We start from the raw sequence: 26,312 nt of genomic DNA on the forward strand, positions 1-26,312 counted from the left end.
CCTTTTTAGGTAGTTAAATCCCTTATTTATATTTATGATTTTTAGGTTTAGAAATAACATGAAAAGAATTTTATGTAGATTATTTATTTGTTTCTTATTACTTATGGAATCAAATTATTCATGGGCACTTATAGGTAAACTAAGTTTACAGAATGATAATCTGAAGCTTGTAACAAAAGATAGAGAGTATAGTGTACTAGGTAGTTCAAGTGTTTTAGGTGAATCAAAAAGTATGGCTCATCTTGATACGTTGGTATTTATAGATAATCAAAACCAAATTAATGATAATGCTTTGTATATTAATGATGTTCCGACTGCTATTAGTGGGAGCGAGCGACTAACAGGTGTTTTGGTTAGACAAAATCGTGACCTATATTTGAAGGTTGGTGATCAAGATATTCCTGTTAAATTTATAGAAGCAGTTGATTTTAGGGGTAATCATTTTGATCAAAAATCCATAGACTACTATCTTAATAAGAAAGTTAATGTTATAGCTGAATTTGATCATGGGGTCCTTTACATATCAGCGATTGTGATTAGTAATGTTTTTGAGAGTATAAATAACCTCTTCCCTTTAGATAGTAACTATAAAAAACTTATCGAAGAGGATTATGTAGAGTTTGTGACAGATACTTTAATGGAAGATGCTCTTAGTAAAAATCTAGAGCCATTTAAGGCTACTTTATTTGATGATGCAAAAGTTAAAAATGGTGATCATGTTTTGATTATTTCTTTGTCGGGTCGTCAAGGCGATGATCTAGTTACAGTTGGAGGACATTTTGTTTTAGGTGAAGCAACTGTTAAACATGGACAGCTCGAGAATTTTAGCTTTTATAATTTTTATACTACTAAGAATAAGAAACTAATGATGCCAGCAAAGGTTTCTTATGAAGATTATTTTGGACATTTATCACAAGGTCAGCAGAACTATAGACCTACGTATACTCTTTTGGTATATGGTGTAGATAAGGATAAAATTAAAAAAATGGCTGAGGTAATAGGTAGAGATTTAGAATATATGCGCACCTCTGGAGATACTGGTGGAATATCTTATGATTGTGTTAATACGGCCTTACATGCCCTATATAAGTCAGAATTTATAGAAAATCCCAACTTTCTGGGATTGGAGAGTTTTTATACCCCTCCAAAAGATTATACAGAAGGAAAATATTCATATTTTAATAATAGCTGGTATTACATTTTGAACACTAAGAGAGTGTTTTTACCAAGGTCTGGTTTTGAATATGTTTTGGAAAATATCGAAACATTTAACTCTAAAAGAGTTGATTTTGTATTTTATAATCAAACACCATCAGGCAGACCTGTTGGTGGGGCACCTATTGCCGGAGTGCTCAAATACTTTAGAATATCATTTCATTCAAATGAGATTAGTGAGCAAAATACTGTTTTCGATATAGCTACTTTTTTAGATGGTTTGGGAATATAGGCTTTATATAAGAAAAAGATACTCATAAAAGCATGTTTAAAATTTCCTGAGTTTTTCTACTTTCTGAAAAAGGCTTTTTAGACACTAAGAAAATGTCAAATCTCTGAGAGGTATATTTTTCAAAAATTTCTACAAGCTCTCCTTTTTGTATTGCATCATCTACAGTAAATGATGGGAGATAAACTATTCCTAATGAGTTAATTGCCATACTGGTTAATAGTCTAGAGAAAGAGCATTTTTGTTTTAAATTTATGCTATATTCTTTGCCAGATATTCCCCAAGTAGATTTGAAGTTTTGATAGTGGTCTAAGCATTGATAATTTACTAGGTCTTTTGGACTGCTTGGTGTCCCATAACTTTTGAGGAAATCAGGTGAAGCGCATACAACTTTTTTCCATTCTCCTATTTTCTTTGCATAGAAGTCACCATCTGGTAGAGTTCCACAGAAAATAATAGCATCAAAATTTTCATCGTATAATCTATTTAAGTAGTTTCCAATTTTCCACTCAACAAAAACATTTTCATTATTTGTTGTATAAAGCTTTACTTTATCAAGAATTGATTCAAAAAATGAAAAAGGAATGCCTATTTTTAAATTTCCTATAAATTGGTAATTAGTGTTAAGATCTGTTTTGATTTGATCTTCAATAAGTATAAGTTCTTTGATTCTTGGTAATATATTGATACCTGTTTCGGTTAAAAAAACTGATCTTGTATTTCTGTAAAAGAGAGTGGAGTTGTAATATGTTTCTAGTTCTTTAATTTTTTTAGATACTACTGATATCGATAGGTTTAATTCTTTTGCGGCTTGTCTGAAATTCAGAGTATGTGCGAGTTTATCAAAAATTTTATAGTGTAAAATTTCTATTTTCATTGATTCTTTTTTGATATCAGTGTTTCTATATTTTGATTATTAATATCATATAAAAATCATTGTAATATTTCTATGTTAATTTGAAACATGAGTAATTAGGATAAAAGATGATATTGATAAATGTTGAATATAAGAAAAGTTTAGATATTGTGGATAAATATAGACAGTCACACATGGATTATCTTTCAAAGTTTTATGATGATGGGTTAATTTTGGCATCAGGCCCTTATAATAACCGCTCCGGAGGGTTCATCATTTCAGTAATGGATCTTGAGTCAGCAAAAGAATATGTTAGAAATGATCCTTTTTATCTAAATGACATAGGTGATTTTGATATTAAGGATTTTATACCTACTAAATCATCACTAGGTTTTAGGAATTTAATTAATGGTGAAAACTTTAGTAAAGATGGTAGAGAATTATTTAATCAGTTACATGGTAAACATGCTGGAGAACAGTTGATTAAAGCTTTATCGAAAATAGCCCCAGATTTCTCAAAGTTAACTTTTGATTTTGCATTTGAAAGTATTTTTGCTAGAGATACTGAGATGTCTATGCTGACAAAAGAATTAATTACAATTGCTGTATGTTGTGCAATAGGTGACTGCCAAGCACAAGTACAGTCGCATCTAGAAGCTGCAATTAATCTTGGTGCTTCTAAAGATATGATAGTTGAAACTTTACTATTAGTATCTCCATTTGCAGGATTTCCTAGAGTTGCAAATAGCTTACTTGCGATAGATTTGGGTTAAATAAGTTAGGAGTATTTAAAAAAAAATGTATATAAAAGACAAAAAATACTTTTTTAGGTATATGGTCATCTTGGCTATGATGAGTAGCATGGGATTGTTAGCTTCCGATATATATGTGCCAGCGATGCCTAGTTTATCAAAAGCTTTATCAACAACTAGCTCGTCATTACAGTTAACATTGGGAGTTTACTTATTTGGACTTGCTATATCTCAGATATTTATAGGTTTTTTATCTGATATTTATGGACGCCGTAAGACTTTATTAATAGGTTTTGGTATATATACGATTGCTTCTATTTGCTGTGGTTTATCTTCTTCTGTACATGTGCTGATAATATGTAGATTTGTTCAAGCGATAGGAGCTTCTGCAGGTTTGGTTGTTGGAAGGGCAACTATTAGTGACCAATTTAATCTCAGTGAGGCAACAAAAATATATAATATAATTTATCCAATAGTTGCAATCTCACCTGCAATAGCCCCATTAATTGGTGGATATATTTCTAGTTTTCTAGGGTGGCAAGCAACTTTTGAGTTTGTCGCAATATATGGCATAGTATTATTCATTATAAGTTTTCTATTCTTGAAAGAAACGAATCATAATAGAGAGCAAAAGAAGATAATATATATTTTTCATGATTATCCTTTACTGATATCAAACTATGCTTTTTTGAGTTATCTTATTCCTGTATGTTTAGTATATGGTGCATGGTTTACATATTTATCCCAGTCGACTTTTTTGTTTAATCAAATGGGTTATTCACAATATACTGTTGGATACTTTTATATACCTCTTGCGATAATGATTTATTTAGGAAATTTTTTTAGTAAGAAAGTAATAAATATTTGGGGGAGTGAAAAAGTATTTTATATTGGGTTGCTATCTTTCTTAATTGGTGGAGTATTGTTTACAGCTTTTTATTTTTTGTCGAGTATGAATTATGCTTTTGAAATAATAATACCAATGTCCATTGTTTCAATATCAAACGGCATAGTCTTACCGTTGGGGATAGCTTCTGCAATAAATATATTTAAAGATAAATCAGGAGTAGCCTCTGGACTAGTTGGTTTTGCTCAGATTGGTTTTTCAGGTCTATGTGCTTCATTTATTGGTAAATTATTTGGTATTAATACTTTTGTTCTTGTAATAACTATATTTTGTATGTCGTTATTGGCAATATTAAGTTATTTTTTTCTTATGCAAAAAACTACTTCTTAGAGGAATTCTTCTTCGCATTAGATTTAATCTATTCATTCAAGTGAGCTTAGTGAGCAAAATACTGTTTATGATATAGCTACTTTTTTAGATGGTTTGGGAATATGAATTCTTTAAAGCTTGAAAGTAGTTATTTTATTATGTTTTAGCAGTTACAGATTTCACTAATCTCACTTTAAATATCTACTAAAAAAGGGCAATCGACGTGCTCTGTATACTGGCAACTAAAGTTATTTAGATAGTGATTAGGATATTCAAAGATACTAATATTTTTGGTTGAAGATATTGTAGAAGTAATTAAGTGTCCTTCAATATTTGAGTAATAGTAACATTTTATATCACATAGACCGCCTTTACAGTTGACTAGATTAGCACCTTTGAATGTTAGAGGGTACTCGGGAAATTGAGAGGGTGTCTTATCTTCAGCTAGCCAAGTATATTTAAATTGATGATACTTTGTTTTAGCTATTAGTTTATTATTCGTACTTATAAAATCTTCAGGTGCAGGACAGTAGTAAATAACCTGCCAAGCTGTAGCATGACAAGTATAAAAAAATGGCAGAGCAAAAAGCAATTTTTTAAAAGCCCCGTAATGTTTCATTTTTGGAGATTATCTATATATTGGTTTATTGATTATATTTGTAACAATAATTAAATACCAAATAATATTTATTTTAATTTTTATTAATAATTGTCCTTGGGTATATTGTAAATATATTCCATAAATGTTAATTATATTTATGATTATTTTTTATGAATTAATTATTGATTAAAAATATTTAATAAACATAGTGTGAGGCTTGGACATTTATGCATAGTGGAATATATTCTTTTTGTCAGATTGCTAACTTCAATAAAATAGCAGTAGATCCCAAACAAATAATTCACGAATATGCAGATCCAGATGGCAATATTTCTCAAGTTAATCTTTTGAGAGCAATTAAAGCTCAAGGATTTAGAGCAAAAGCAACTGATTTAAAAGCTGAATATTTTAATCCAAGGACATTTCCAATTATCTTGCAAGACAAGAGTGATAATTACTTTATTTTGGCAGCAATTAATAAAGGTCAATACTTGGTATTAATGCAGGGTCAACAAAATGTAAAACCTTTAACTTATGAAGAGTTTGCTGAAGTTTACTCTGGTAAAGCAATATTAGTTACTCATAAAGTTAGTGAAGCATCTCAAGAAGATTCTTTTAACATTAAATGGTTTGTACCAGCATTATGGAAATATAAGCATATATTTAGAGATGTATTAATAGCCTCTCTTTTTCTACAACTATTTGGATTAATAACGCCATTTTTCTTTCAGGTAGTCATGGATAAGGTGATTATGCATAATGGTTTGACAACACTTAATACATTAGCAATAGTATTTTTTGTTGTAGCTATATTTGAAGTTGTATTTGGAGGCATTAGGACATATTTGTTCTCTCATACTACATCAAGGGTTGATGTGGTATTGGGATCTAAATTATTTAGTCATTTAATGAAATTACCACTATCATATTTTGAAACACGCCAAGTAGGACAGAATGTAGCAAGGGTAAAAGAGTTAGATAAGATAAGAAGCTTTATCACAAGTACTGCGCTTACTTTAATAATAGATTTATCATTTACATTTATATTTGTAGCAGTGTTATTTATGTATAGTTGGCAATTAACTTTAATAGTATTAGCAACTATCCCAATATACTTTATCTTATCATTATTTATCACCCCCATTTTAAAACATCGTTTAGATAAAGTTTTTTATACTGGAGCGAAGAACCAATCTTTTTTAACAGAGTCTATCACAGGTATTCAAACAGTTAAGTCAAGTGCTATAGAACCACAGATGCAAAGAAAATGGGAAGATAACCTAACAGAATATGTTAAGGCATCTTTTAGATCGCAAAATTTAGGTAATATAGCTGGGCAGATAGCGGAGCTTGTTAGTAAGTTAACAACTATTGCTATTATCTTTGTTGGAGCACATATGGTAATAGCAGGTCATCTTACAGTTGGTCAACTAATAGCATTTAATATGCTAGCAGGTCGAGTAACTCAGCCGATCCTTAAACTTGTGAATATTTGGCAAGAGTTTCAGCAAGCTGGAGTTTCATTGAAAAGATTAGGTGATATCTTAAATACACCTACAGAGAGTAGTAACAAATCAAGTAAGAGTGCATTACCTACATTTAAGGGGCAAGTTAGTTTCGTGGATGTTAAGTTTAGATACTCTGCTGATACTAGACTTATATTAGATGGTGTTAATCTGAATGTAAAAACTGGCGAGTCTATAGGTATAGTAGGACGTTCTGGTAGTGGTAAGAGTACGCTTACAAAACTTATCCAAAGATTGTATCAACCAGAAACTGGTAAGGTACTAGTAGATGGAGCAGATTTATCTACTATAGATACCGTATGGTTAAGGCAGAATATAGGTGTTGTTTTACAAGAGAGCTTTATGTTTAATCGTAGTATTCGTGAGAATATTGCATTGACCAATCCTAGTGCAAGTATGGAAAGTGTAGTAGCAGCTGCTAAGTATGCAGGAGCACATGATTTTATATTAGAATTAAAAGATGGTTATGACACTGTTATAGAGGAAGGAGGGGCAAACTTCTCAGGTGGACAGAAGCAAAGATTATCCATAGCTAGAGCATTAATCAATAATCCTAAGATTCTAATCTTGGATGAAGCAACATCAGCTCTTGATTATGAATCAGAAAAAATTATTCAAAACAATATGGCTAAGATAGCTAAAGATAGGACAGTGTTTATCATTGCACATAGACTAACAACAGTACAAGACTGTGATCGTATTATCTATATGGATAAGGGCAAGGTTGTAGAAGATGGATCTCACACTGAGCTTTTAGCGAGAGGTGGACATTATGCAGAACTATATAATGCTCAACATAGAGGAGAGGTGTAATGTCTAAGCTATTAGATTTTTGGAAGAATCGTAAGACTTTGGCAGAAGAAGATAATGCTAAGAAAGATGCTTATAGTTTTTTACCTGGAGTATTAGAAGTTACAGATAAACCACCGCACCCATTGATGAGAAAGGTTCTATATTGTTTGATATTCTTGATAGTTTTTGTGGTGGTTTGGGCATCTATATCTAATATAGATATTATCACGGAAGGACAAGGTAAAATAACTCCAACTGGTGATGTGAAGACTATTCAATCATCTGAGAAGGGTTCTGTAATTAAGCTAAATGTAGAGAATGGGCAGCTAGTTAATCAAGGAGATGTACTAGTTATATTAGAATCTGACTATACAGAGGCTGATATCAATAAGCTAAGAGAAGATGTTGAGTTCTATAAGTTGCGTATAGCAAGGCAAGAAGCTTTTTATAATATGATAAAGAGTGATTTACGTGAGCAAATTCCATTAGAAAAAATAAAGTTTGATGTACCAGATGGAGTTACTGATCAGCTAGATATAGAACAAACAAAGAGATTATTATGGCAACAATGGCAGTCTGGTATTGCTAAACTAATGACATTGGAAGCAACACTAGATGCAAAAGAGAAAGAACTAGATATAAGTTTAAATAAAACGAAACAACTACAAGCGACTGTACAAATAATAAGAGAGAAGCTAGATGCTTATAAGACGCTATTAGAGAAACGAGCAGTGTCAAGGATGGAGTATCTAGAAGTACGAGAAAAGTATCTTAATACCTATTATGAGTTGGGATCAGAGAAAGCTAAAGATAAACAGTTAGAGGCAGAAATAGCAGAAGCGAGAAGTAATCTAGAATCATTTAAGTCAGAGACATATTTGGAAACATTAAAGACTATTAGGCAAGATAAGAAAGATTTATATTCCGCAGAGCAGGAGCTACATAAGGCAACTACACTAAATGGTAAGAATCAGATAAAAGCTCCAATATCAGGTGTAGTGCATGAACTTCAGATACATACTATAGGGGCTGTAGTTACACCGGCACAGGTGTTAATGCAGATAATACCGTTAGATCAGAAGCTTGAGGCAGAAGTGTATGTCAAGAATGAAGATATTGGATACCTAAAGAAAGGTCAAGAAGCTGAAATAAAAGTAAATACCTTCCCATTTGCTGAGTATGGTGTATTACATGGGACTGTGAAGAAGATCTCAGGAGATGCTATAGAAGATGAGAGGTTGGGATTGGTGTACAAATTGATAGTTGATTTAAAAGATAACACCTTACATAAAGATGGTGAGAGTTACACTATAGTGCCCGGAATGGCAGTGGTGGTAGAGGTTAAGACTGGAACAAGAAGAGTGATAGATTTCTTCACAGAGCCACTTACAAGAGGAATAGATAATAGTCTTAGAGAAAGGTAAGATAGATGAAACAAGTTTTGGAAATTATAAATGTTAAAGGATGGTAGCGTGATGATATTAGTATATATTTTATTTATTTTTTATTTTGTTAGTTATGACAGGAGTTGAGTTTGGAATAGCAAAAATCTTTTTTAAAGATAAGTCGGAAAGAAAAGTAGGTAGATCATTTCCACTAACATTATATATATTTGGAGCTATTGCTTTTTGGGTTACAGCTAGTTTCTTATTATTTTTTCAAAAAGGGTTGATATCATATTTTAATTTAGGAGATCACCAGTTTATATTTAATGCTTATATATTGTCAGGCGTATTGTGTTATGCAGGATACTTGTCATTAAATAGTGAAAATTATGATAAAGAAAATCCGACTATTTATTCACGAACAGCAATGTTTGTTTATCTTCTAGTATCATCAATAATTATATTGTCAGTATTTATTTTCTTTGGGTTAAGCCTGATAGGGTTTGCCTCAAGTGCACAAAGAGCAGCTGATATATTAGATATGCTGATATATCTATGTGTAATTATCTTTGTAATTGTATACGGCTGGTATTTAATAAACCGTTTCTGTGCAAGATATTTTAGTATGGCTAAAATACTCAAAGTCAATATGCTTGTTTTTATCATCTACTTTATAGCTACACCGGCATACTTATATGGAACTAAGTTTTATACAGAGTATAAGCAAGATAATGGTATTTATTCTGTTGAAATTAAGGATTACAAATATAGCACTAAAGTAAAATCAAAAGGTAAATATTTACCTAATTCAATATTTCGCCATTGTAAGGATAATATTTGTAGAAGTAATCTTAATAGCATATCAATATCGAAAATAGTTGATACTGATAATAGTGTAATAGTTGGTAAAGGAGTGGCATTTTCAATAAATAGAAAAAATAAAAGTGATTATGTACCTAAAGAAAACTTATCTAATATTGATAGTTTTTTAAATAAAATAAAATCTGATGAATATAAGACCTTTAAATGGAAAAATAATAACGATTATTTATTTTGTTATAAAAAAGATAAAAATTATCTTAAATGCAGTTATGTTAAAAATGTTAAGAATTTTGATGATAGCTTTAGTTTAGAAATGATAGTTTATTTATATATAGACTTAAATAAGTTAGATACGAAGAGCTTTGAGAAAGAGCTTTTTGGTATAGTCAATGCATATTCAAACAAAGAAATATTTATAAAATAATGGAGTATAAAATGTCAGGAACTAATAACTATTTTTTAACACAAGAAGAAAGCTTACAAAAAGCAAATGATATTCTTATTAGAATGTTATCTGATGATACAGGAAAAGTCGAAGATGCCAAAGACTCATCATATGTAAATAGACAGTTAGATGCTCAACATTTAGATGCTCGCACATCAACAGACTCCTCTCACTATTCATTAAATGTAGAGCCCCAAACTTTTTTTAAGAAATATATTAAATAATGAAGGATCTATAGTAGCAGCTGGAGAGTTTCTTAATAACTCATATAGCGCATTAGAACAAGGAAAGGTAGTTGATAAAAATTATTTAAATGCGGTTGAGAAAAATATACTTACAGCCTCAGGTGGAAAGCAATATTATAGTCATACAGAAGGTAAAGTAGTTAATTTCATTGATGGTAAGTCATCAATAGCAGACTTTGATAATACACAGCTACAATCAATGGGTTTAAATGCTGAACAGCAATCAGCAGTTGCAAACTTTCAGTATATTAGAGAGGGTTCATATCAGCAAAGGCTATTTGCAGAAGCAGAAAGACATCCTGAGTTTATGACAGCTGACCAAACTAAGATGTATGAATTAATTCAAAGAACTGGTGGTACAGCACATGGTCAGTCTATGGCAGATCAATATAAAAGAGAGCTTTATGAAAAACATCTACAAGATAATGGACAGTTAAAAGCATTTAAAGATAGTTTCTATAATAATTTTGATAGTGCAGGTGCTGACAGTTTAGAAACAGTAGTGCGTTATGGGATGCTTAACGATACATATACAGAGTTAGGGTGGCAAGAAAATACAAATCTTCAAGATTTAGGCTTACAAACTATGGACTCATTTGTGGCTTTTGACTCTCAAAGAAATACAACAGCTATAGGAATTAATCCAAATCAATGGATGGGGGAAGGCTTCTGGGGAGGGTCTATTTTAGGTTATAATCTTGATCTTTCATCTTATGGAAGTTTATTGGGATTAGATACTAAACCAATGGTTTCTATATTAGATATGCAAGGAGCTATAGATAGCACGGCATTTCCATCTGTTATATATAGTGAGGCAGGAGAAGGCTTTAACTATAATCACGACAATATTTTAACTAAAATAGTTGACTTCATGAATCAAATAAAGATGCCAGGAGTTTATGGTTTTGATATTGGTGCTACTACCCAAAACTCATCCCAATCCGGCAACCAAGAAACCCTACGAGTAATCCGCCGAGATCCACTGACATTAGACTTAGACGGAGATGGAATTGAGACAGTTAGTGCAGATGGTTCTGTACTGTTTGACAGTAATGCAGATGGTGTTAAGCGAGGCACAGGCTGGGTAGGAGATGATGATGGTTTACTAGTTCGTGATATAGATGGTAGCGGAACTATAGATAATGGTCAGGAGTTATTTGGAGATGCTACAGTTAAGAGTGATGGTAGTATAGCTACAGATGGTTTTGATGCATTATCAGACCTAGATAGTAATAATGATGGTGTATTTGATGCTAATGATACAGCTTTTGAAGAGGTCAAAGTATGGCAAGATGCTAACCAAGATGGGATCTCTCAAGCAGATGAGCTAATGAGCTTATCAGAAGCTGGAATAGCAGGTATTAATCTAGATGCTACAACGACAACTACAGCTACAGATGGCGGGGTAATCTCAAAGACAGGGACATTTAGTCGTACAGATGGCACAACTTCAACTATAGGTAACTTAAACTTTAATCAAAATAATATCTATAGAGAGTTTACAGATAATCTAGATACAACAGCCTTTAATGGCATGATGAACATCGCTGGTATTGGTGAGGTTAGAGACTTACAAGAAGCAGCTACACAAAATCAAAATCTTGCAGACTTATTAGGTAAGATGAATACAGAGGGTTATACAGCTAAATTAGGTTTAGCAGATGACTTATTAACAGAGTGGACAAAGACATCAAATTTCTCAGATACAAACAATCTTGAGAATATCACCTTAGAAGATGGTACAAGCTTTACATTTAATATATCTGACTCTACAAGAAGCCAATTAGATAAGATTCAGACATTAGAAAAATTTTCATCAAATAAGCTTATTCAAACAAGTATAGACGGAGATACATTAACTATTACTCATGGTAGTAAAAGCAGAAGCTATAACATAGTTCGTGGACAGGAGAATGTATTAGGAGATAGTTATTTCACAGCTGGTTGGAATGAGTATACAGTTGGAAATACAGTCCTTAGAGATATGAACTTAATAAGTGTAGCTAATGGCTATAACTCTATATTAAACACAGTCAAAGAAAACATTTTTGCACAGACAGAGTATCCACAAATACTAGAGAACATTGGTTTTGACTATAATGCCGAGAGTGGTGAGATCGGACTTAATTTTGATGGGGTTAATGAGTATTTAACAAATAAAGTTATTGATGAGCCAGCTAATGGAGTTGCTTTACTTAAAAAACTTTCAGATTTTAATGATGGTAGTTTCTCTACAAATGGTTAGGATGTAAATAGTTTACTTGAAAATGAAGTGACTGATGCTTTAGCTGAATCTTTAGGTGTAAATATTGAGCTTGTAGATGCAGGATCTTATAAGTTTACAGCTGATGGCAGGAGTTTTACATTAGGTTCTTTAGCAAGCACTACTGGAGCAGATTTTATATTGGGTACTGATGCTAATGATACTATAAATGCTGGCTCAGGGAATGATGAAGTTCGTGGTGGATCAGGGGATGATTATTTACATGGAGGAAGTCAATCAGATACATTGTTGGGAGGAGACGGCAATGATACATTGATTGGAGATAACATTACTAACTCATATACTGGCTATAACAATGATAATGCAATGGATGCTAGATATAACAAGGGGAATGATGTATTAGCAGGAGGTGCGGGAGAAGATTTCTTGGCTGGAGGCTATGGAAGTGATACGTATATCTTTAATAAGGGAGATGGAGTAGACACTATCCAAGAGATGCAGATAGGAGATTATAGTCAAAAATATTATGATAGTGGTTCAAGAGATACTATTAAGTTTGGAGAAGGACTTAATCAAGAAGATGTAAGGTTCGATTATGATGGTTTAGATTTACATGTAACTTTTGCCAATAATGATACTGATAAAGTTATAGTCAAAAATTTTAAAAATAGTACATTAGAAACTATGCAGTTTTCAGATGGTAGTGTTCTTAAACAATCAGATATTCCAACAATGATATATGGAACAGAAGCATCAGAAGAGATATGGGGCTCAGAAAATATTGCAGACATAGTTCAAGCAGGGGCTGGAGATGATACTACATTTACAGGTTCGGGCGATGATATCGTATATGGTGGTGATGGTAATGATGACATCAATGCTTATAATAGTGGTAATAACACAATGTATGGTGAAGCAGGAGATGATGCTATAGGTACAGGAGCAGGTCAAGATATTATTGATGGTGGTATTGGTAATGACTATGTAGAGTCTGGTGCTGGCTCAGATACTATTACAGGAGGTATAGGAGATGATACTCTCAGAGGAGAGAGTGGAGCAGATACTTATAGATATTCCCAAGGAGATGGTAATGATATTATCCAACAAGCTTCATCAGATGGTACATCTACAGATACACTTGAACTGACAGATATTGACCACGATGATATATTATTTTCACGAGATGGAGATGATCTAAATATAAACTTTGATAATAATATATTGGGATCTGTAATAGTAGATGATTATTTCACAGAACAGTTTAATAACAGTGATGGTTTAATTATCGATGCTAATGATGAGTTTGCACTAGATTTATCTGCTAACTCAAATAAGATAGCGGAACTATTAGCAGCAGCTGGAGCAGATGATATAGATATGGATGGAGGAAGTGTAGATGGTACAGTTCAAACTACTACAAAACTAAGCTCATCTGAATTAGCTGACCTATGGTTGCCCAAACAGAGTAATGAGTTTTAATCTTTGATATACTCTATCTATAATAGGCTAGATATCTTTTAAATTTTCTCAATTAATACTGAAGTTAATAAATATTATATTTCTATGTGAAAATATCAAAATTAATTTAACACAAGTAACTGGATATGAATAACCTATAGTAAATAAGTGGTAGCTATGAGTGGACTTGAACCACCGACCCCAGCATTATGAATGCTGTGCTCTAACCAACTGAGCTACATAGCCACAAAAGATGATTGATATTATATGTAATTTAGTTAAATTGTCAATATTAATTCATATCGATGTTAAAAAAAATATTACTGATGTTTTATTACTTGCTAAATATATTAGTTTTGTAGTACGATATAAACCAAGTATACACAGGGTTTACCCTATATAACTATTAATAAAATAAGAAATGTCTGAAGGTAGAAACAAATTAAACGATTTTTCATTGTTACAATCATTGTTAGGTGGGTCATCTAAGATAGAAGAGAAGACTTCTAGAATGAAGCAAGCTAGAGATAAGAATATCTCTAAGAGTAAAAATACTCCTAAAGCTCCTGCTAAGAAAGTAGAAGATAGAGATACCTCTTTTATACGTATTCCACAATATGGTCATAGGATAAACAACAAGACAGTAAATGAGCTACAGAATCCTCAATTAGAAGATGCTCAAGAAATTGTAGTTACTGTTGATGTTGAAAAAGAAAGACAAAAAGAAGAAGCTAAGCTATTTAAGTGGCTATGTCATCGTTTTCCAAAATGTTTTGATCCGATCAATAAAAAGCCACTAAAAATTGGCATAAGCGAAGAAATTGAAATAATTTATCAAAATGAGCATTTCGCTCCTGTAGATAAAATGGTTCTTAGAAATGTATTGCGCCGATATGTTGGTGATACACGCTATCATAGAGCTGTTTTTGAGCTTAAACAGAGATTTAATCTACAAGGTCAACCGGTTGAGGATTATGCTCCTGAGCATGTTGAGTACTCTAAAAAACGTCTTGATGAGATTGCTGAGAAAGCTGAGTTTAGAGCAAAAGGTTTGACTATGAAAGATTATTACGAATACAAAAAGCAGCAGCAAGAAGAAAAAGTAGATACAGAAGAGTAAATTCTTAAATCATTTTAAATCACCGTAAATCATTGCCTCTTTTGTCTTTTAAGTTTATTCTTTTACGTATGAATTACTAATTTATATTATGTTGTGAATTCAAAAATAAATAAAATTTTCTCTAAAAATTTTTTAATAGTTTCGGTTTTATCGGTATTTTTTGTGCTACTAACCAGTTGTGCAACTGATGATGACTATCAAGGTCAACTGCTTCCTGTCATAAAACATGGTTATTCAAAGAAAAAACAGATAGCTTATAATATATACGGCTTTAAGTTCGAAAATACGCCTAGAGGTATTTACAATATTCTTGACAAAAAGCCTACTCAGTTTTTGGTTAACGTATATATTGGCGATAATTATGGCTGTAAGTTTATTTATACTATGAATAAAGATGGCAAGAAAGAAGAGATCACCAAAACTAGTTCTTTTGTATCATATTTGTCAGGCAGTAATGAGTTACTAAAGCTTGAATGTAAAGGAGAAGATTCTAATATTTTTTATAAAATTGTTGTCTATGCCAATAATACTGAGTACGACAAAATAGGGAATCTGTCTTATTTGGTTGCTTCTGGAGGACTCTAGCTCTACTTTCTCCAAAAATCTGGCATGAATAATACTAAAATAGTAAATATCTCAAGACGTCCTGCAATCATTGCAAAATCACATATCCATAGAGCCTCCTTGGGAAGGTTCTTGAAATTAGAGCCTATTTCTCCTAAACCTGGACCGACATTTGATAGCGTAGTTGCGATAGTGGAGAATGCTGTAGTGACGTCTAGACCGCAACCTAATAAAGCTAACCAGCCACCAGCAAAAATTATAATATAGACGGAAATAAATCCTGATACTCTATTTAGAGCTTGCTCAGAGATATGGATGTCACCAAGCTTAACAGTAAATACTCCTTGAGGGTGAATCACTCTTTTAGCTTCTAGGATAGCTTTTTCCTTAAAAAGAATGGCACGAATCATTTTCAAACCGCCGGCAGTTGAGCCACCACAACCACCAATTATTCCGATAAACATTAGCATTATTGGTAAGAAACTAGGCCATAAGTAGTAGTTTGTGTCAGAAACAAAACCAGCACTGGAGGAAATTGATATCACTTGAAAAATACTATTTGTAACTATGCTAAAAACATTAGACAAGTCATCAGTGTGAGCAATCATGGTTATACATACTATAAAAGACGCAAAAAATATAAAATAAAAATATGCTTTAAATTCAACATTTTTGAAATAGTGACTTATCTTGAATTTTGATAAAGCTATATAGTGTGCTTTGAAACTAGTAGCACCTAAGAAAAGAAAAATACCACAAACTAGAATCATTCCAAAAGGCTTATCAGCCATACTTGAGTCAGATGGAGCAAATCCTCCTGTAGATACAGTCGAAAATGTGTAGCATATAGCATTAAAGGGATCTACGCCAACTAATAAATAAGAAATAAAGCATAGGAATGTTAGCAATAGATATACTAGCCATAGAGCTTTGGCAGTACTTGAAATTTTGGGCGCGATTTTATCATCTTTCCATTGTCCTGATATTTCAGCTTTATATAGCTGCATACCACCTACACCTAAAAGTGGTAAGATGGCAACTGACAAAACGATAATCCCCATACCGCCAAAAAATTCAGTTTGTTGACGATAAAATAGTATACTGTGTGGTAGTTTGTCTAGTCCTTCAATTACGGTACCACCCGTAGTTGTAAAACCAGAGACTGACTCAAAAACGGCATCAGTGAATGAGAGGTTTAGGCCTGGAAATGACATATAAGGAATAGCACCAAATACAGTCACAAACATCCAAACTAAAGTTACTATCAAAAAACCATCTCTATTAGAAAGTTTTTTTTGGGTGTTCCTGGAGATAAACCATAAAAAGAAGCCACATGAAAAGGTCACAGCAAAGCTTAAAATATAAGGATAGGCATTTTTTTCGGCATATATGTAGTCAACTAATAATGGACTAAGCATAGTGATGCTTAAAAACATTAAGAATATACCAATTATCTTTGGTTTTTGACTCAACATAATCTGCTAATACTTAAAAAGCTTAATGTTTTGTATATGACTTTGATGTTTAGTTTAGTATAATTATACACAAGCTACAAGATAATTTATATTTAGTATTTTAGGAGAAGTCGTCGTATGATGAAGCTTATATTGCGTTTGGCTCACTTGTTCGATAACAAAAAAGATAGAGCCTATGTGAGTGAAATAGACCAGTTTTTACAGGAATTCGATAAAGCTAACCCACAGAAGTCGGAATCACAAAAAAAAGAAATATTAAAGCACAGAAATATCTACAAAAGAGAAGCTAAGCCTAAGACAGATTTTCTTGATGGTTAGTTCTCTTATAAAAGCAACTTAATACACTCTTAGTTAGTTCTACTTTTACAATCAGCTTTTATTAGTATCCCAAATATAATACACTTATGATACATTTGTATACCTTTTTTGATTATTAGTAAGTTATGAAAAAGAATTATTTTATTATCGCTACTATATCGGTTTTTATAGTTGCATTTTTTTTGCTTCTAAATTATCTGCAACCAATGAGAGCAGATGATTTTGGTAGAGCTAATACGGATACCCTGGCAAAGGGTTTAATAATTATGGTTCACTCTATTCATGCTGATTATTTTACTTGGACAGGCAGAGTTTCTGCTCAGGCTTTAATCTACTTCCTGATGAGTAAAACATATATAACTTTGTCACTATTTATAGTCAATGTGGTTAATTCGATAGCATTTTATATATTCATGTTGCTGACCTTCAAAATAGTCACTTATGATCGAGGTAGAATATTATCTAAAGATTTTGTTATATATAGTTTTTTCTTTGTTTTTGTCTTTTATCAAACAGGGTTTATGGCAAATATCCTATGGAAAACAGGAGCTATTCAGTACTTTTGGGGATTAACATTACTTACTGCTTTATACTATTTCTCTATAGTCAAAAATAAAAATAGTATGTTGCTTGGCTTATTTATTGGCTCGATTATTGGTTTATATAATGAGATATTTGTATGTGTCAGTATTTTACTTTGTCTAGCATACTTTTTTGAAAGAGTGCTAACAAAGAAAGTTATAAACGATACGCTTGTTGCTTTTTTTGTGGCGTGTGGAGTCGGAGGGATTGTATTAATAACAGCACCTGGAAACTATGCAAGGTTAGATCATTTATCATCAGGAGTTCACTCATCACTATTGCAAAATGTTACTCGCTTGATAAGTGAGCTAATATTTACGCCACAGTATACGCTTATACTGTTGATTATGATTGTGATCTTTTTAATATTAGCTTTCACTAATAAAAATTTCAAAAAACTATCAATAGTTGTATATTCTGCAGCACTTGTATTATCACTGTTTGTATTAGTGCCAGTGGCAAAGTCATACGATCTAAATCAAAGAGTATTACTTATTTATTATGCGATATTTTTTATGGCTGCTTATATGCAAATTTATAGTCATAGTAGTTTATTTGTTATTAAACTATATGTAGCTCTCAAAAAGCTAAGTCCGATATTTGTGTTATTGTTGGTAGCACAATTATATTTAATATTTAGTATGAGCTTGTTTTTTTATAACTTCGAGCAAAAGCGTGATGTTTTAGTAGAACAATATCAACATTCGGGAGTTGCTGATCCAACATTACCGTGTATAGTTGATTATATATCACCAGCTGTTTTTATTGATGATATTACACCTAATAAAGATCTTTATAATAATCAAGCTTATGCTGATTTTTATGGTTTTAAAAGTGTCGCTTGTAAGACTGTTGGTTAACTAAAAGTAGGATATGAAATAATGTTAAATAAAAGTTTTTTTATAAAAATATTGCTGCTGATTGTTTTTGTTATAACTTTTTTTATTGGTGTTGCAATTTATAGTTATGTGTTTGCTAGAGTGCAAAATTCAACAATATTTTTTAAAATTTTAGATGTTATAAGAGTGCATAGTTTGACTCAGGTAGTATCTTTTGTATGGATTACTTCATTGCCGGTGTTGCTAGCTGCTTACTACTATTTTTTCTTTAGAGTGATTTTTAAGAAGTATATAAAATAAAACTATCAATCTTTAGTTTCATCAATTACATCAGTATCTTTAGGGATGTCAAAATCAAATTTAGTATTATCTATGTCAATATCGGTTTTCACATCTGAGAAAGAGATTTTGGTAAATTGATTCAAAGATGTAGATATAGCTAGGTATTCAAGATTTTCATTATTAGAGAATTTAATTTGTATACTATCAATCATTTGATCATTTTTGGGTTTTAGTAGGTATGTGTTCTTGTCGAGCTCTTTAACAGTAAACAGTTTATTTATATTGTTAGTATTTTTAGAAAGCAAAATAAGATAAGGGAATTGAGCTATATTATTAGATACTTTCTTTATGATAACCTGTTCTAAGTCGCCATCATATATCCAAAGCTTTGATCCATTTGAGATGATTTCTTGAGTATTAGGAGAAGTGGTTATCCACCTGAAAAATTTAGGCTTTTTTAAACTCATGTGGCCTTTTGAGCTAATATTATCGCTAGCTCTTCCACCATTAATGAGTTTTTGATCAAAGCTTGCAGTCATTGAGTGAATGTTTTTGATTTTATTTATAAGATCATCACTAGCATTAGCAAAACTATAGTTGATGCCAAATATAAGAGTTAGGAGTAAAGTTATTTTTTTCATTTAAGAGTCTCTTTTAATTAGAACTTCGCGCATACCATTTTGATTCATTTCTGAAACAATACCGTTTTCTTCCATTTCTTCCATCAGCCTTGCAGAACGGTTATAACCTATCTTTAATTTACGTTGGACAGCCGATATAGAAGCTTTTTGTGTTTTGATAACAATTTCTACAGCCTCATTATATAGTGGATCTTCGCTGTCTCCGCTACCATTGCTAGAGCCACCACTACCATTATCAGCATCCTCAGAGGCTTCTAAAATATCTTGTACATAGTCAGGTTCGCCATATTCTTTCCATGATTCTACTACTCTATGTACTTCATTATCATCAACAAAAGCACCATGAATACGCATAGGAGCTCCAAAACCCGGCTTTAAATAGAGCATATCACCTTGTCCAAGAAGTTGCTCAGCACCTTGCTGGTCAAGGATTGTTCTAGAGTCAATCCTTGAAGATACTTGGAATGACATTCTTGTTGGAATGTTTGCTTTGATTAGTCCTGTCACAACGTCAACTGAAGGTCTTTGAGTTGCCAAAATGATATGGATACCTGCAGCACGAGCTTTCTGCGCAAGTCTTGCAATTAGCTCCTCAACTTTCTTACCGACAACCATAATCATATCGGCAAATTCATCTGCAACAACTACAATGTATGGCATTTTTGTAAGAGTTGGAGCCTCGTGAGCTCTTTCTGGATTCATTTTGATGAACATTGTATCTTTGAGAGGTCTGCCAGCTTTTTCTGCCTGCTCAATTTTATCATTAAGTAATGCGATATTTCTAACTCCAGCAGCAGACATTAGCGCATAGCGACGCTCCATCTCTTTAACACACCAACGCAAAGAGTTAGCAGCTTCTGTCATATCTGTAACAACTGGTGTTAGTAGGTGAGGTATGCCATCATAGATAGAAAGCTCAAGCATCTTAGGATCAATCATAATAAATTTAAGCTCATCAGGGCTACATTTGTATAGCATACTGAGAATCATCGCATTAACACCAACAGACTTACCAGATCCTGTTGTACCAGCTACTAGTAAATGAGGCATTTTAGCAAGTTCAGCAAAAGTTGGCTTACCGGATATATCGACACCTATTCCCATTAAAGTAGGGGCTTTTGACTTCATGAATTCAGGTGAGGCAAGTACTTCTTTGATGCGTACCATCTGTCTAGTTGGATTTGGTAATTCTAAACCTACATAAGGCTTACCTGGTATAACCTCTACAACTCTAACAGCTGTAGTTGATAAGGCTCTAGCTAAGTCTTGAGCAATATTGGTAAGTTTGCTAACTTTTGTACCTCTTGCTAAATCTATCTCGTATCTGGTAATTACAGGACCAGGATAAGCGGCGACTACCTTAGCATTTATGTTAAAGTCATTTAATGTTTGCTCTAGTAAAGATGATGTTTCATTAAGCTGTGTCTGTGAAATAACAGTCTGTTTTGGCTCGGGTTCTGTAAGTAGATCCAGTGATGGTAAACTAGACTTTTTTAGAGGCTTAGTAACAGTTTGAGTGCGTGTAATTTCTCTTAGATCTTCTTTAGTCATTCTACTTGAAGGGGAAGACTCCTCAGCTTTGACGTCATCAAAATCGATATCAAGGTCCAAGATAGGTTCTTGTTCTATTGAAGTTGTTTTACTTAAATCTTTTTTAGGATCTTTGAATGAAAGTTCGTTATCAATATCTGTGTTTTCTAGAACTTCACGGAAATTATCATTCTTTTTTGGAGAATTATCCTTTTTTATATCAACAGATAATTCATTTGAATTATTTTTTTCAAGGTTTTTTGTTGAGTTTGTTTTTCCTTCGAATGCGTCAAAATCATTTATGTCAGGTATATCTTTATCATTTTTAGGTTTAGCTTTTGATAAGTAGTTCAAGGCTCTGCCCAAAAACATAGCTATGTTTTTGAATATATAAATCCATGTTGTGCCTGAATATAGTATTAAACCAACAAATAGTGATATTAGTAATGTAAATGTCCCACCTACGGAACCTAAATATTTTATAACAAATTTTGCTGTTTCATATCCTAAGATTCCTCCTGAACGCTGGGGCACCCAGTAGTTAAAAAAATTAAGATAAAGTTCAGATAACCCACAACAAGAGAGTATAAAGGTAATGATTCCAACTGTTTTGATCGTGAACATCAAGTAGCTGAGGCTTTCTTGTTTTCTTTTTAGCAGAAGAATCCTAACAAAATCGATAAGCAGAAAAGGCAGAATGAAGCCAATAATTCCAAAAATTGCGAGTATAAAACTAGATATGTAAGCTCCGACAGGACCTGCATAGTTCTTGATTGTAGTTTCAGAAGATATACTGCTCCAGCCTGGATCATTTATATTAAAGCTAAATAGTGCTATGAATAGATATACTATTATCGCGGTTAATATAACTATGAGAGTTATCTTAAGCCTACCTACCGCATGATTTGTTTTGTTTATATTGTTGTCAGCCATGATTTTGTAAAATGTTTAAAAATTAATGATAAAAACCAATTCATAATTCTAACAAAAAAAACTCTAAAAATGTTAGACTATACTACTAATTTATCAAGCATAAGTATTAAAGGGACAAGATTTGGCTAGATTTCATATCGTATTGGGTTTTATAGTTTGCTTTTTTGCGTGGGTATTTTTTTTAATATTTCCACATCTCGACATACAAATAGCAAGCTATTTTTATGATTCATCTATGCACCAGTTTACGGGTGGTTATGATGGTTTTTTGGGTTTTCTTCACTGGTTTGCGAGATTTTTTCCAATATTTTTTTCTATAGCTGTTATTTTATTTTTGTTGGGGTCCCTTTTCATAGATAAGTTTAAGATTAAGGCTAGAAAGGCTATATTCTTTGTGGCTGTCTGCTTATGGATTGGACCAGGTTTGGTTGTCAATTATGTATTCAAGGATCACTGGGGTAGACCTAGACCAGTTATGGTTCAGGAATTCAGTGGTGATAAGGTCTTTCAACCCCCGTTTGTGATATCATCACAGTGTGATAAGAACTGCTCTTTTGTGTGTGGTGATGCTTCAATGGGCTTTTGGATATTTGCATTTATGCCACTGGTTGCTACACGTAGAAAAAAAGCCATAGTATTTACTGCTGCGATATTAGCCGGAGGTGGTCTAGGGTTGATGAGAATAGCACAAGGAGGCCATTTCTTTAGTGATGTGGTGTTCTGTGGAGTATTCGTTTATATATGTACATGGATTGTTTATGCAATTATGTACCGGAAAAATAACGTTGATTTATAGGTTATAAACATACATAATTGAAGATATTGGTCGGAGCAGTATTATGGATTTAGGTTTTATTTTTATGGCAGAGGTTTGGAATATATAGAGAAGCATTGTTTTATCTCTAACTTTCTAACTATTTAATCGCTCTAAAAAAATCTTAAATTTCCTAGATACCGACCTAATTGTAAAGAGTAGCTTATTAATTTGCCTCTTTGATTTTTTAATATTGCCTATGGGAGAGAAAAATAATAGATGTCACAAAAGCTTAAACGTGGATTACATACTCGTCATATGTCAATGATAGCCTTAGGCGGCTGTATAGGGACAGGTTTATTTGTAGCACTTGGTGGGGCCATAGCCGATGCAGGGCCTGGAGGTACTGTTTTAGCGTATGTCATAATTGCAATAATGGTTTATTTTTTAATGGCTAGTCTTGGTGAGATGGCAGCTCATAGTCCTGTTAGTGGAACATTTTGTGAGTATGCAACTCGCTATGTTGATCCTGCTTTGGGTTTCAGTACAGGTTGGAGTTATTGGTTTAATTGGGCGATAACCGTGGCAACTGAAGTAATTGCAGCTGCGATAATTATGCAGTACTGGTTTCCAGGAAGCTCTATATTATTATGGAGTGCGTTTTTCTTTGTGCTCGTATTCGCTTTGAATATATTCTCAGTGAAAGTGTACGGTGAGGTTGAGTATTGGTTATCATTTATCAAAGTTTCAACAGTTATTATATTTATTATAGTTGGTTTCTTATCGATTCTTGGTATGGTTGGGAATCATGACAGTGTAGGTTTTGAAAATTGGCGTATAGGCGATGCACCATTTCATAATGGCTGGTGGGGATTTATCTCTGTATTTATGATTGCTGGATTTTCATTTCAAGGGAGTGAACTTATAGGTGTGACAGCTGGTGAAGCTAAAGATCCTGATACGTCTATTCCTAAAGCTATTAAACAAACTTTTTGGCGTTTGTTTATATTTTATATATTAGCAGTAGTGATAATTAGTTTCTTGATTCCATATAATAATCCTTCTTTGATACAGTCTAGTGCTGGAGATGATGTCTCGGTTAGTCCATTTACAATGGTTTTTGAGAGCGTTGGCTTAAGCTCAGCAGCTACTATTATGAATGTGATTATTCTTACTGCGATAATATCAGCATGTAATGCTAGTATGTATAGTGCGACTAGGGTCTTATGGCATTTGGGTAAGATTAAGCAAGCCCCTCAGTTTTTTGCAACTACTAATTCAAAAGGCACGCCAATAATTGCTCTTTTAATTACAGCTTTAATTGGTAGTTCGTTCTTTTTTGTATCATTTGTCGGAAGTGGGAAAATATTTACATGGTTAGTTAATGTATCAAGCTTAGCTGGTTTTATAGCTTGGTTCACAATTGCCTTGAGCCACTATCGCTTTAGAAGAGCATATATTAAACAAGGTAAGAGCTTGAATGATTTACCATTTGTTGCGAAGTTCTTCCCTTGGGCTCCGATTATTGCATTAATTTTGGTTTCTATCGTAATAGTTGGTCAAGGAGCAACTATGCTGACTATGGAGGGTAGAAGTTGGTCTAGTGTTATAATTGAGTTTCTATCAACTTATGTAGGTTTCTTTGCATTTGTGATACTATATTTTGCATATAAAATAATCAAAAAAACAAAACTAATAAAACTTGAGGATTGTGATCTTTCAAGGGAGTCTTAGTTGTAGCATTATGAACACTTTTTTTATTCAAGGCAGGGCTGGCCGAGTTGAAGCAGTCTATGATAAAGTCAAAGGTGCTAATCAAGAAATTGTCGCAGTTATATGTCACCCTCATCCCTTATATCAAGGCAGTATGCACAATAAGGTTGTGACAACTCTTTCTAGAGCTATGAAGACATTAAATATTGAGTCATATAGATTTAATTATAGAGGTGTTGGAGATAGTCAAGGAGAGTATGGAGAGGGGGTTGGTGAGCTGGAAGATCTTCTTTCTGTCTGTAAATGGATTAAGGAAAATACTTCTTTCAAAAAAATCATATTGTGCGGTTTTTCATTTGGTGGAGCTATAGCTTATATGGGTTTGAATAAACTTGATAATGTTGTGGGTCTAGTAACCATAGCGCCAGCTGTTGACAGGTTTGATTTGACTAAGTTTGGTGAGCCTAATAACATTCCTTGGCTTGTTGTACAGGGAATAGATGATGATACCGTAAATCCTAATTCTGTGTTTGATTTTACTCTTAAAACAGTTAAATCAGATTTAACATTAGTTAAAATGAATGAGGTTGGACATTTTTTTCATGGTAAGCTTATACAGTTGAAAGATGAGGTAGAAAAATTTTTAATACCAACCGTAGATGAACTATAAAACAAAAAAGGACCAAAGCAAATGAATAGAAATGTAGCACTAGAAGCAGTAAGAGTCACTGAGCTAGCAGCTTTAGCATCATGGAGTCAGATGGGTAGAGGCGATAAAATTGCTGCAGACCAAGCAGCTGTTGATGCGATGAGAAAGGCATTAAATGAAGTAGCTATTGATGGAACTGTTGTTATTGGAGAAGGTGAATTAGACGAAGCTCCTATGCTATATATTGGAGAAAAGGTTGGAGCAGGTGGCTGTGAGGTTGATATAGCTTTAGATCCACTAGAAGGTACAACTATAACATCTAAAGGCGGTCCAAATGCGCTTACAGTTTTAGCTGTAGCAGATAAAGGAGGTTTTTTAAATGCTCCTGATGTATACATGCAAAAAATTGCTGTTGGTGGTATTGATGCACCTAAAGGTATAGTAGATTTGGATGACTCAGTTACTGAGAATCTAAGAAGGGTTGCTGAGTTTAAGGGTGTGCATATGTCTGCGCTAGTTGTTTGTACTATGGATAGGCCTCGTCATGAACATATTATCAAAGAAGCACGTGAGTGTGGTGCTAGAGTTGTGCTTATTGATGATGGTGATGTATCAGGAGTTATTTCTACAGCTACGGAAGGATCAGGTATTGATGTGTTTATTGGTACCGGTGGAGCTCCTGAAGGAGTTCTTTCAGCTGCAGCTCTTAAATGTCTTGGTGGTCAAATGCAAGCTAGGCTTGAATTTCATAGTGATGAAGAAGTTCAGAGAGCGCATAGGTTAGGCGTTACAGATCTTGATAAAAAGTACGATATTGATGATTTAGCATCAGGAGATATAGTTTTTGCTGCTACAGGTGTTACAGATGGTAATATGCTTCGAGGCGTGAAGAGAGTTAATAGTACTCGTAGAGGCTCATATGCTGTTACTCATAGTGTAGTTATGCGTTCAACAACCAAGACTGTAAGACATATCACAGCAGAGCATAGCTTTGATTTTAAGGATGGTGTTGAGAAGTTTATGTCTTAAACTTACTTCAAACTCCTATTATTCTATTTTATATTTATCCAATATGTAAATCTCTATATTATTAAGCTTGCATAGTAAACTTTAAAATGACTTTTGAAAATGTTAAGTTTATAGGAT

At 33.0% G+C, this 26,312-nt stretch carries 22 protein-coding genes, 1 tRNA gene and 1 pseudogene; 18 read left to right on the plus strand and 6 right to left on the minus strand.

What is annotated here, in order from left to right; genetic code table 11:
• Positions 1–58: 58 nt before the first annotated feature.
• Positions 59–1,447: a hypothetical protein gene (locus F3D59_RS01730; RefSeq protein ID WP_150463553.1), complete on the plus strand. Its 1,389-nt coding sequence runs from the start codon at positions 59–61 to the stop codon at positions 1,445–1,447.
• A gap of 22 nt (positions 1,448–1,469) precedes the next feature.
• Here the strand turns inward: F3D59_RS01730 and F3D59_RS01735 are convergent, their stop codons facing one another.
• A complete protein-coding gene (locus F3D59_RS01735) occupies positions 1,470–2,321 on the minus strand; it encodes a LysR family transcriptional regulator (RefSeq protein ID WP_150463554.1) in 852 nt (283 codons plus the stop codon).
• 107 nt (positions 2,322–2,428) lie between these two features.
• Between F3D59_RS01735 and F3D59_RS01740 the strand changes: the two genes are divergently transcribed.
• Together F3D59_RS01740 and F3D59_RS01745 are read left to right on the plus strand one after the other, a co-directional pair.
• Positions 2,429–3,073 carry a carboxymuconolactone decarboxylase family protein gene (locus tag F3D59_RS01740; protein ID WP_088820812.1) on the plus strand — a complete coding sequence of 215 codons (645 nt, stop codon included), beginning with the start codon at positions 2,429–2,431 and terminating at the stop codon, positions 3,071–3,073.
• A gap of 25 nt (positions 3,074–3,098) precedes the next feature.
• Positions 3,099–4,289, plus strand: a complete 1,191-nt coding sequence (locus F3D59_RS01745; RefSeq protein ID WP_150463555.1) for a multidrug effflux MFS transporter — start codon at positions 3,099–3,101, stop codon at positions 4,287–4,289.
• A 172-nt stretch (positions 4,290–4,461) separates the two neighbouring features.
• Here the strand turns inward: F3D59_RS01745 and F3D59_RS01750 are convergent, their stop codons facing one another.
• Complete coding sequence (locus F3D59_RS01750; protein ID WP_150463556.1) at positions 4,462–4,887, minus strand: hypothetical protein; 426 nt, start codon at positions 4,885–4,887, stop codon at positions 4,462–4,464.
• Between the two features lie 209 nt (positions 4,888–5,096).
• On the opposite strand from F3D59_RS01750, the gene F3D59_RS01755 reads away from it, so the two are divergent.
• The 6 genes and pseudogenes from F3D59_RS01755 (at position 5,097) to F3D59_RS01780 (ending at position 13,787) form a co-directional block, all read left to right on the plus strand.
• Entirely contained in the window at positions 5,097–7,208 is a 2,112-nt protein-coding gene (locus F3D59_RS01755) for a type I secretion system permease/ATPase (protein WP_150463557.1), read from the plus strand.
• Positions 7,208–8,611 carry an HlyD family type I secretion periplasmic adaptor subunit gene (locus F3D59_RS01760; RefSeq protein ID WP_150463558.1) on the plus strand — a complete coding sequence of 468 codons (1,404 nt, stop codon included), beginning with the start codon at positions 7,208–7,210 and terminating at the stop codon, positions 8,609–8,611. Before F3D59_RS01755 ends, F3D59_RS01760 begins: the two co-directional genes overlap by 1 nt.
• A gap of 94 nt (positions 8,612–8,705) precedes the next feature.
• Positions 8,706–9,818 carry a hypothetical protein gene (locus F3D59_RS01765; RefSeq protein WP_150463559.1) on the plus strand — a complete coding sequence of 371 codons (1,113 nt, stop codon included), beginning with the start codon at positions 8,706–8,708 and terminating at the stop codon, positions 9,816–9,818.
• An 11-nt stretch (positions 9,819–9,829) separates the two neighbouring features.
• A complete protein-coding gene (locus F3D59_RS01770; RefSeq protein WP_150463560.1) occupies positions 9,830–10,063 on the plus strand; it encodes a hypothetical protein in 234 nt (77 codons plus the stop codon).
• Positions 10,064–11,522: 1,459 nt separating this feature from the next.
• A pseudogene (locus tag F3D59_RS01775) lies at positions 11,523–12,233 on the plus strand (hypothetical protein); the annotation flags it as partial.
• Between the two features lie 123 nt (positions 12,234–12,356).
• Positions 12,357–13,787 carry a calcium-binding protein gene (locus F3D59_RS01780; RefSeq protein ID WP_150463561.1) on the plus strand — a complete coding sequence of 477 codons (1,431 nt, stop codon included), beginning with the start codon at positions 12,357–12,359 and terminating at the stop codon, positions 13,785–13,787.
• A gap of 148 nt (positions 13,788–13,935) precedes the next feature.
• Here F3D59_RS01780 and F3D59_RS01785 read toward each other — a convergent pair.
• Positions 13,936–14,012: transfer RNA gene (locus tag F3D59_RS01785), tRNA-Met, on the minus strand.
• A gap of 175 nt (positions 14,013–14,187) precedes the next feature.
• Here F3D59_RS01785 and F3D59_RS01790 point away from each other — a divergent pair.
• Both F3D59_RS01790 and F3D59_RS01795 read left to right on the plus strand, forming a co-directional pair.
• Positions 14,188–14,886, plus strand: coding sequence for a ProQ/FINO family protein (locus F3D59_RS01790; RefSeq protein WP_150463562.1), 699 nt, complete (start codon positions 14,188–14,190; stop codon positions 14,884–14,886).
• Positions 14,887–14,991: 105 nt separating this feature from the next.
• Complete coding sequence (locus F3D59_RS01795) at positions 14,992–15,471, plus strand: hypothetical protein (RefSeq protein WP_150463681.1); 480 nt, start codon at positions 14,992–14,994, stop codon at positions 15,469–15,471.
• A gap of 2 nt (positions 15,472–15,473) precedes the next feature.
• On the opposite strand, the gene F3D59_RS01800 is transcribed toward F3D59_RS01795, so the two are convergent.
• A complete protein-coding gene (locus tag F3D59_RS01800; protein WP_149377251.1) occupies positions 15,474–16,928 on the minus strand; it encodes a potassium transporter TrkG in 1,455 nt (484 codons plus the stop codon).
• Positions 16,929–17,042: 114 nt separating this feature from the next.
• Here F3D59_RS01800 and F3D59_RS01805 point away from each other — a divergent pair, with 114 nt between their 5' ends.
• The 3 genes from F3D59_RS01805 (at position 17,043) to F3D59_RS01815 (ending at position 18,964) form a co-directional block, all read left to right on the plus strand.
• Positions 17,043–17,243, plus strand: coding sequence for a CBU_0585 family protein (locus F3D59_RS01805; protein ID WP_004286565.1), 201 nt, complete (start codon positions 17,043–17,045; stop codon positions 17,241–17,243).
• A 125-nt stretch (positions 17,244–17,368) separates the two neighbouring features.
• Complete coding sequence (locus F3D59_RS01810; protein ID WP_150463563.1) at positions 17,369–18,685, plus strand: DUF6056 family protein; 1,317 nt, start codon at positions 17,369–17,371, stop codon at positions 18,683–18,685.
• 21 nt (positions 18,686–18,706) lie between these two features.
• Positions 18,707–18,964, plus strand: coding sequence for a hypothetical protein (locus F3D59_RS01815; RefSeq protein WP_013922097.1), 258 nt, complete (start codon positions 18,707–18,709; stop codon positions 18,962–18,964).
• A 5-nt stretch (positions 18,965–18,969) separates the two neighbouring features.
• Here the strand turns inward: F3D59_RS01815 and lolA are convergent, their stop codons facing one another.
• Both lolA and F3D59_RS01825 read right to left on the minus strand, forming a co-directional pair.
• The gene (gene lolA / locus F3D59_RS01820) at positions 18,970–19,587 is read right to left on the minus strand and encodes an outer membrane lipoprotein chaperone LolA (protein ID WP_150463564.1); all 618 of its coding nucleotides are present in this window, start codon (positions 19,585–19,587) and stop codon (positions 18,970–18,972) included.
• Positions 19,588–22,050 (minus strand): DNA translocase FtsK, encoded by a 2,463-nt coding sequence (locus F3D59_RS01825; RefSeq protein WP_150463565.1) that lies wholly within the window; start codon positions 22,048–22,050, stop codon positions 19,588–19,590.
• A gap of 121 nt (positions 22,051–22,171) precedes the next feature.
• Between F3D59_RS01825 and lpxF the strand changes: the two genes are divergently transcribed.
• The 4 genes from lpxF (at position 22,172) to glpX (ending at position 26,195) form a co-directional block, all read left to right on the plus strand.
• Positions 22,172–22,846, plus strand: coding sequence for a lipid A 4'-phosphatase LpxF (lpxF, locus tag F3D59_RS01830; protein WP_150463566.1), 675 nt, complete (start codon positions 22,172–22,174; stop codon positions 22,844–22,846).
• Positions 22,847–23,083: 237 nt separating this feature from the next.
• A complete protein-coding gene (locus F3D59_RS01835) occupies positions 23,084–24,538 on the plus strand; it encodes an amino acid permease (protein ID WP_150463567.1) in 1,455 nt (484 codons plus the stop codon).
• Positions 24,539–24,548: 10 nt separating this feature from the next.
• Positions 24,549–25,187, plus strand: a complete 639-nt coding sequence (locus F3D59_RS01840) for an alpha/beta hydrolase (RefSeq protein WP_150463568.1) — start codon at positions 24,549–24,551, stop codon at positions 25,185–25,187.
• 21 nt (positions 25,188–25,208) lie between these two features.
• Positions 25,209–26,195, plus strand: coding sequence for a class II fructose-bisphosphatase (gene glpX / locus F3D59_RS01845; protein ID WP_013922103.1), 987 nt, complete (start codon positions 25,209–25,211; stop codon positions 26,193–26,195).
• Positions 26,196–26,312: the final 117 nt, after the last annotated feature.

This window comes from Francisella sp. XLW-1 (assembly GCF_008711455.1).
Lineage (GTDB): Bacteria > Pseudomonadota > Gammaproteobacteria > Francisellales > Francisellaceae > Francisella > Francisella salimarina.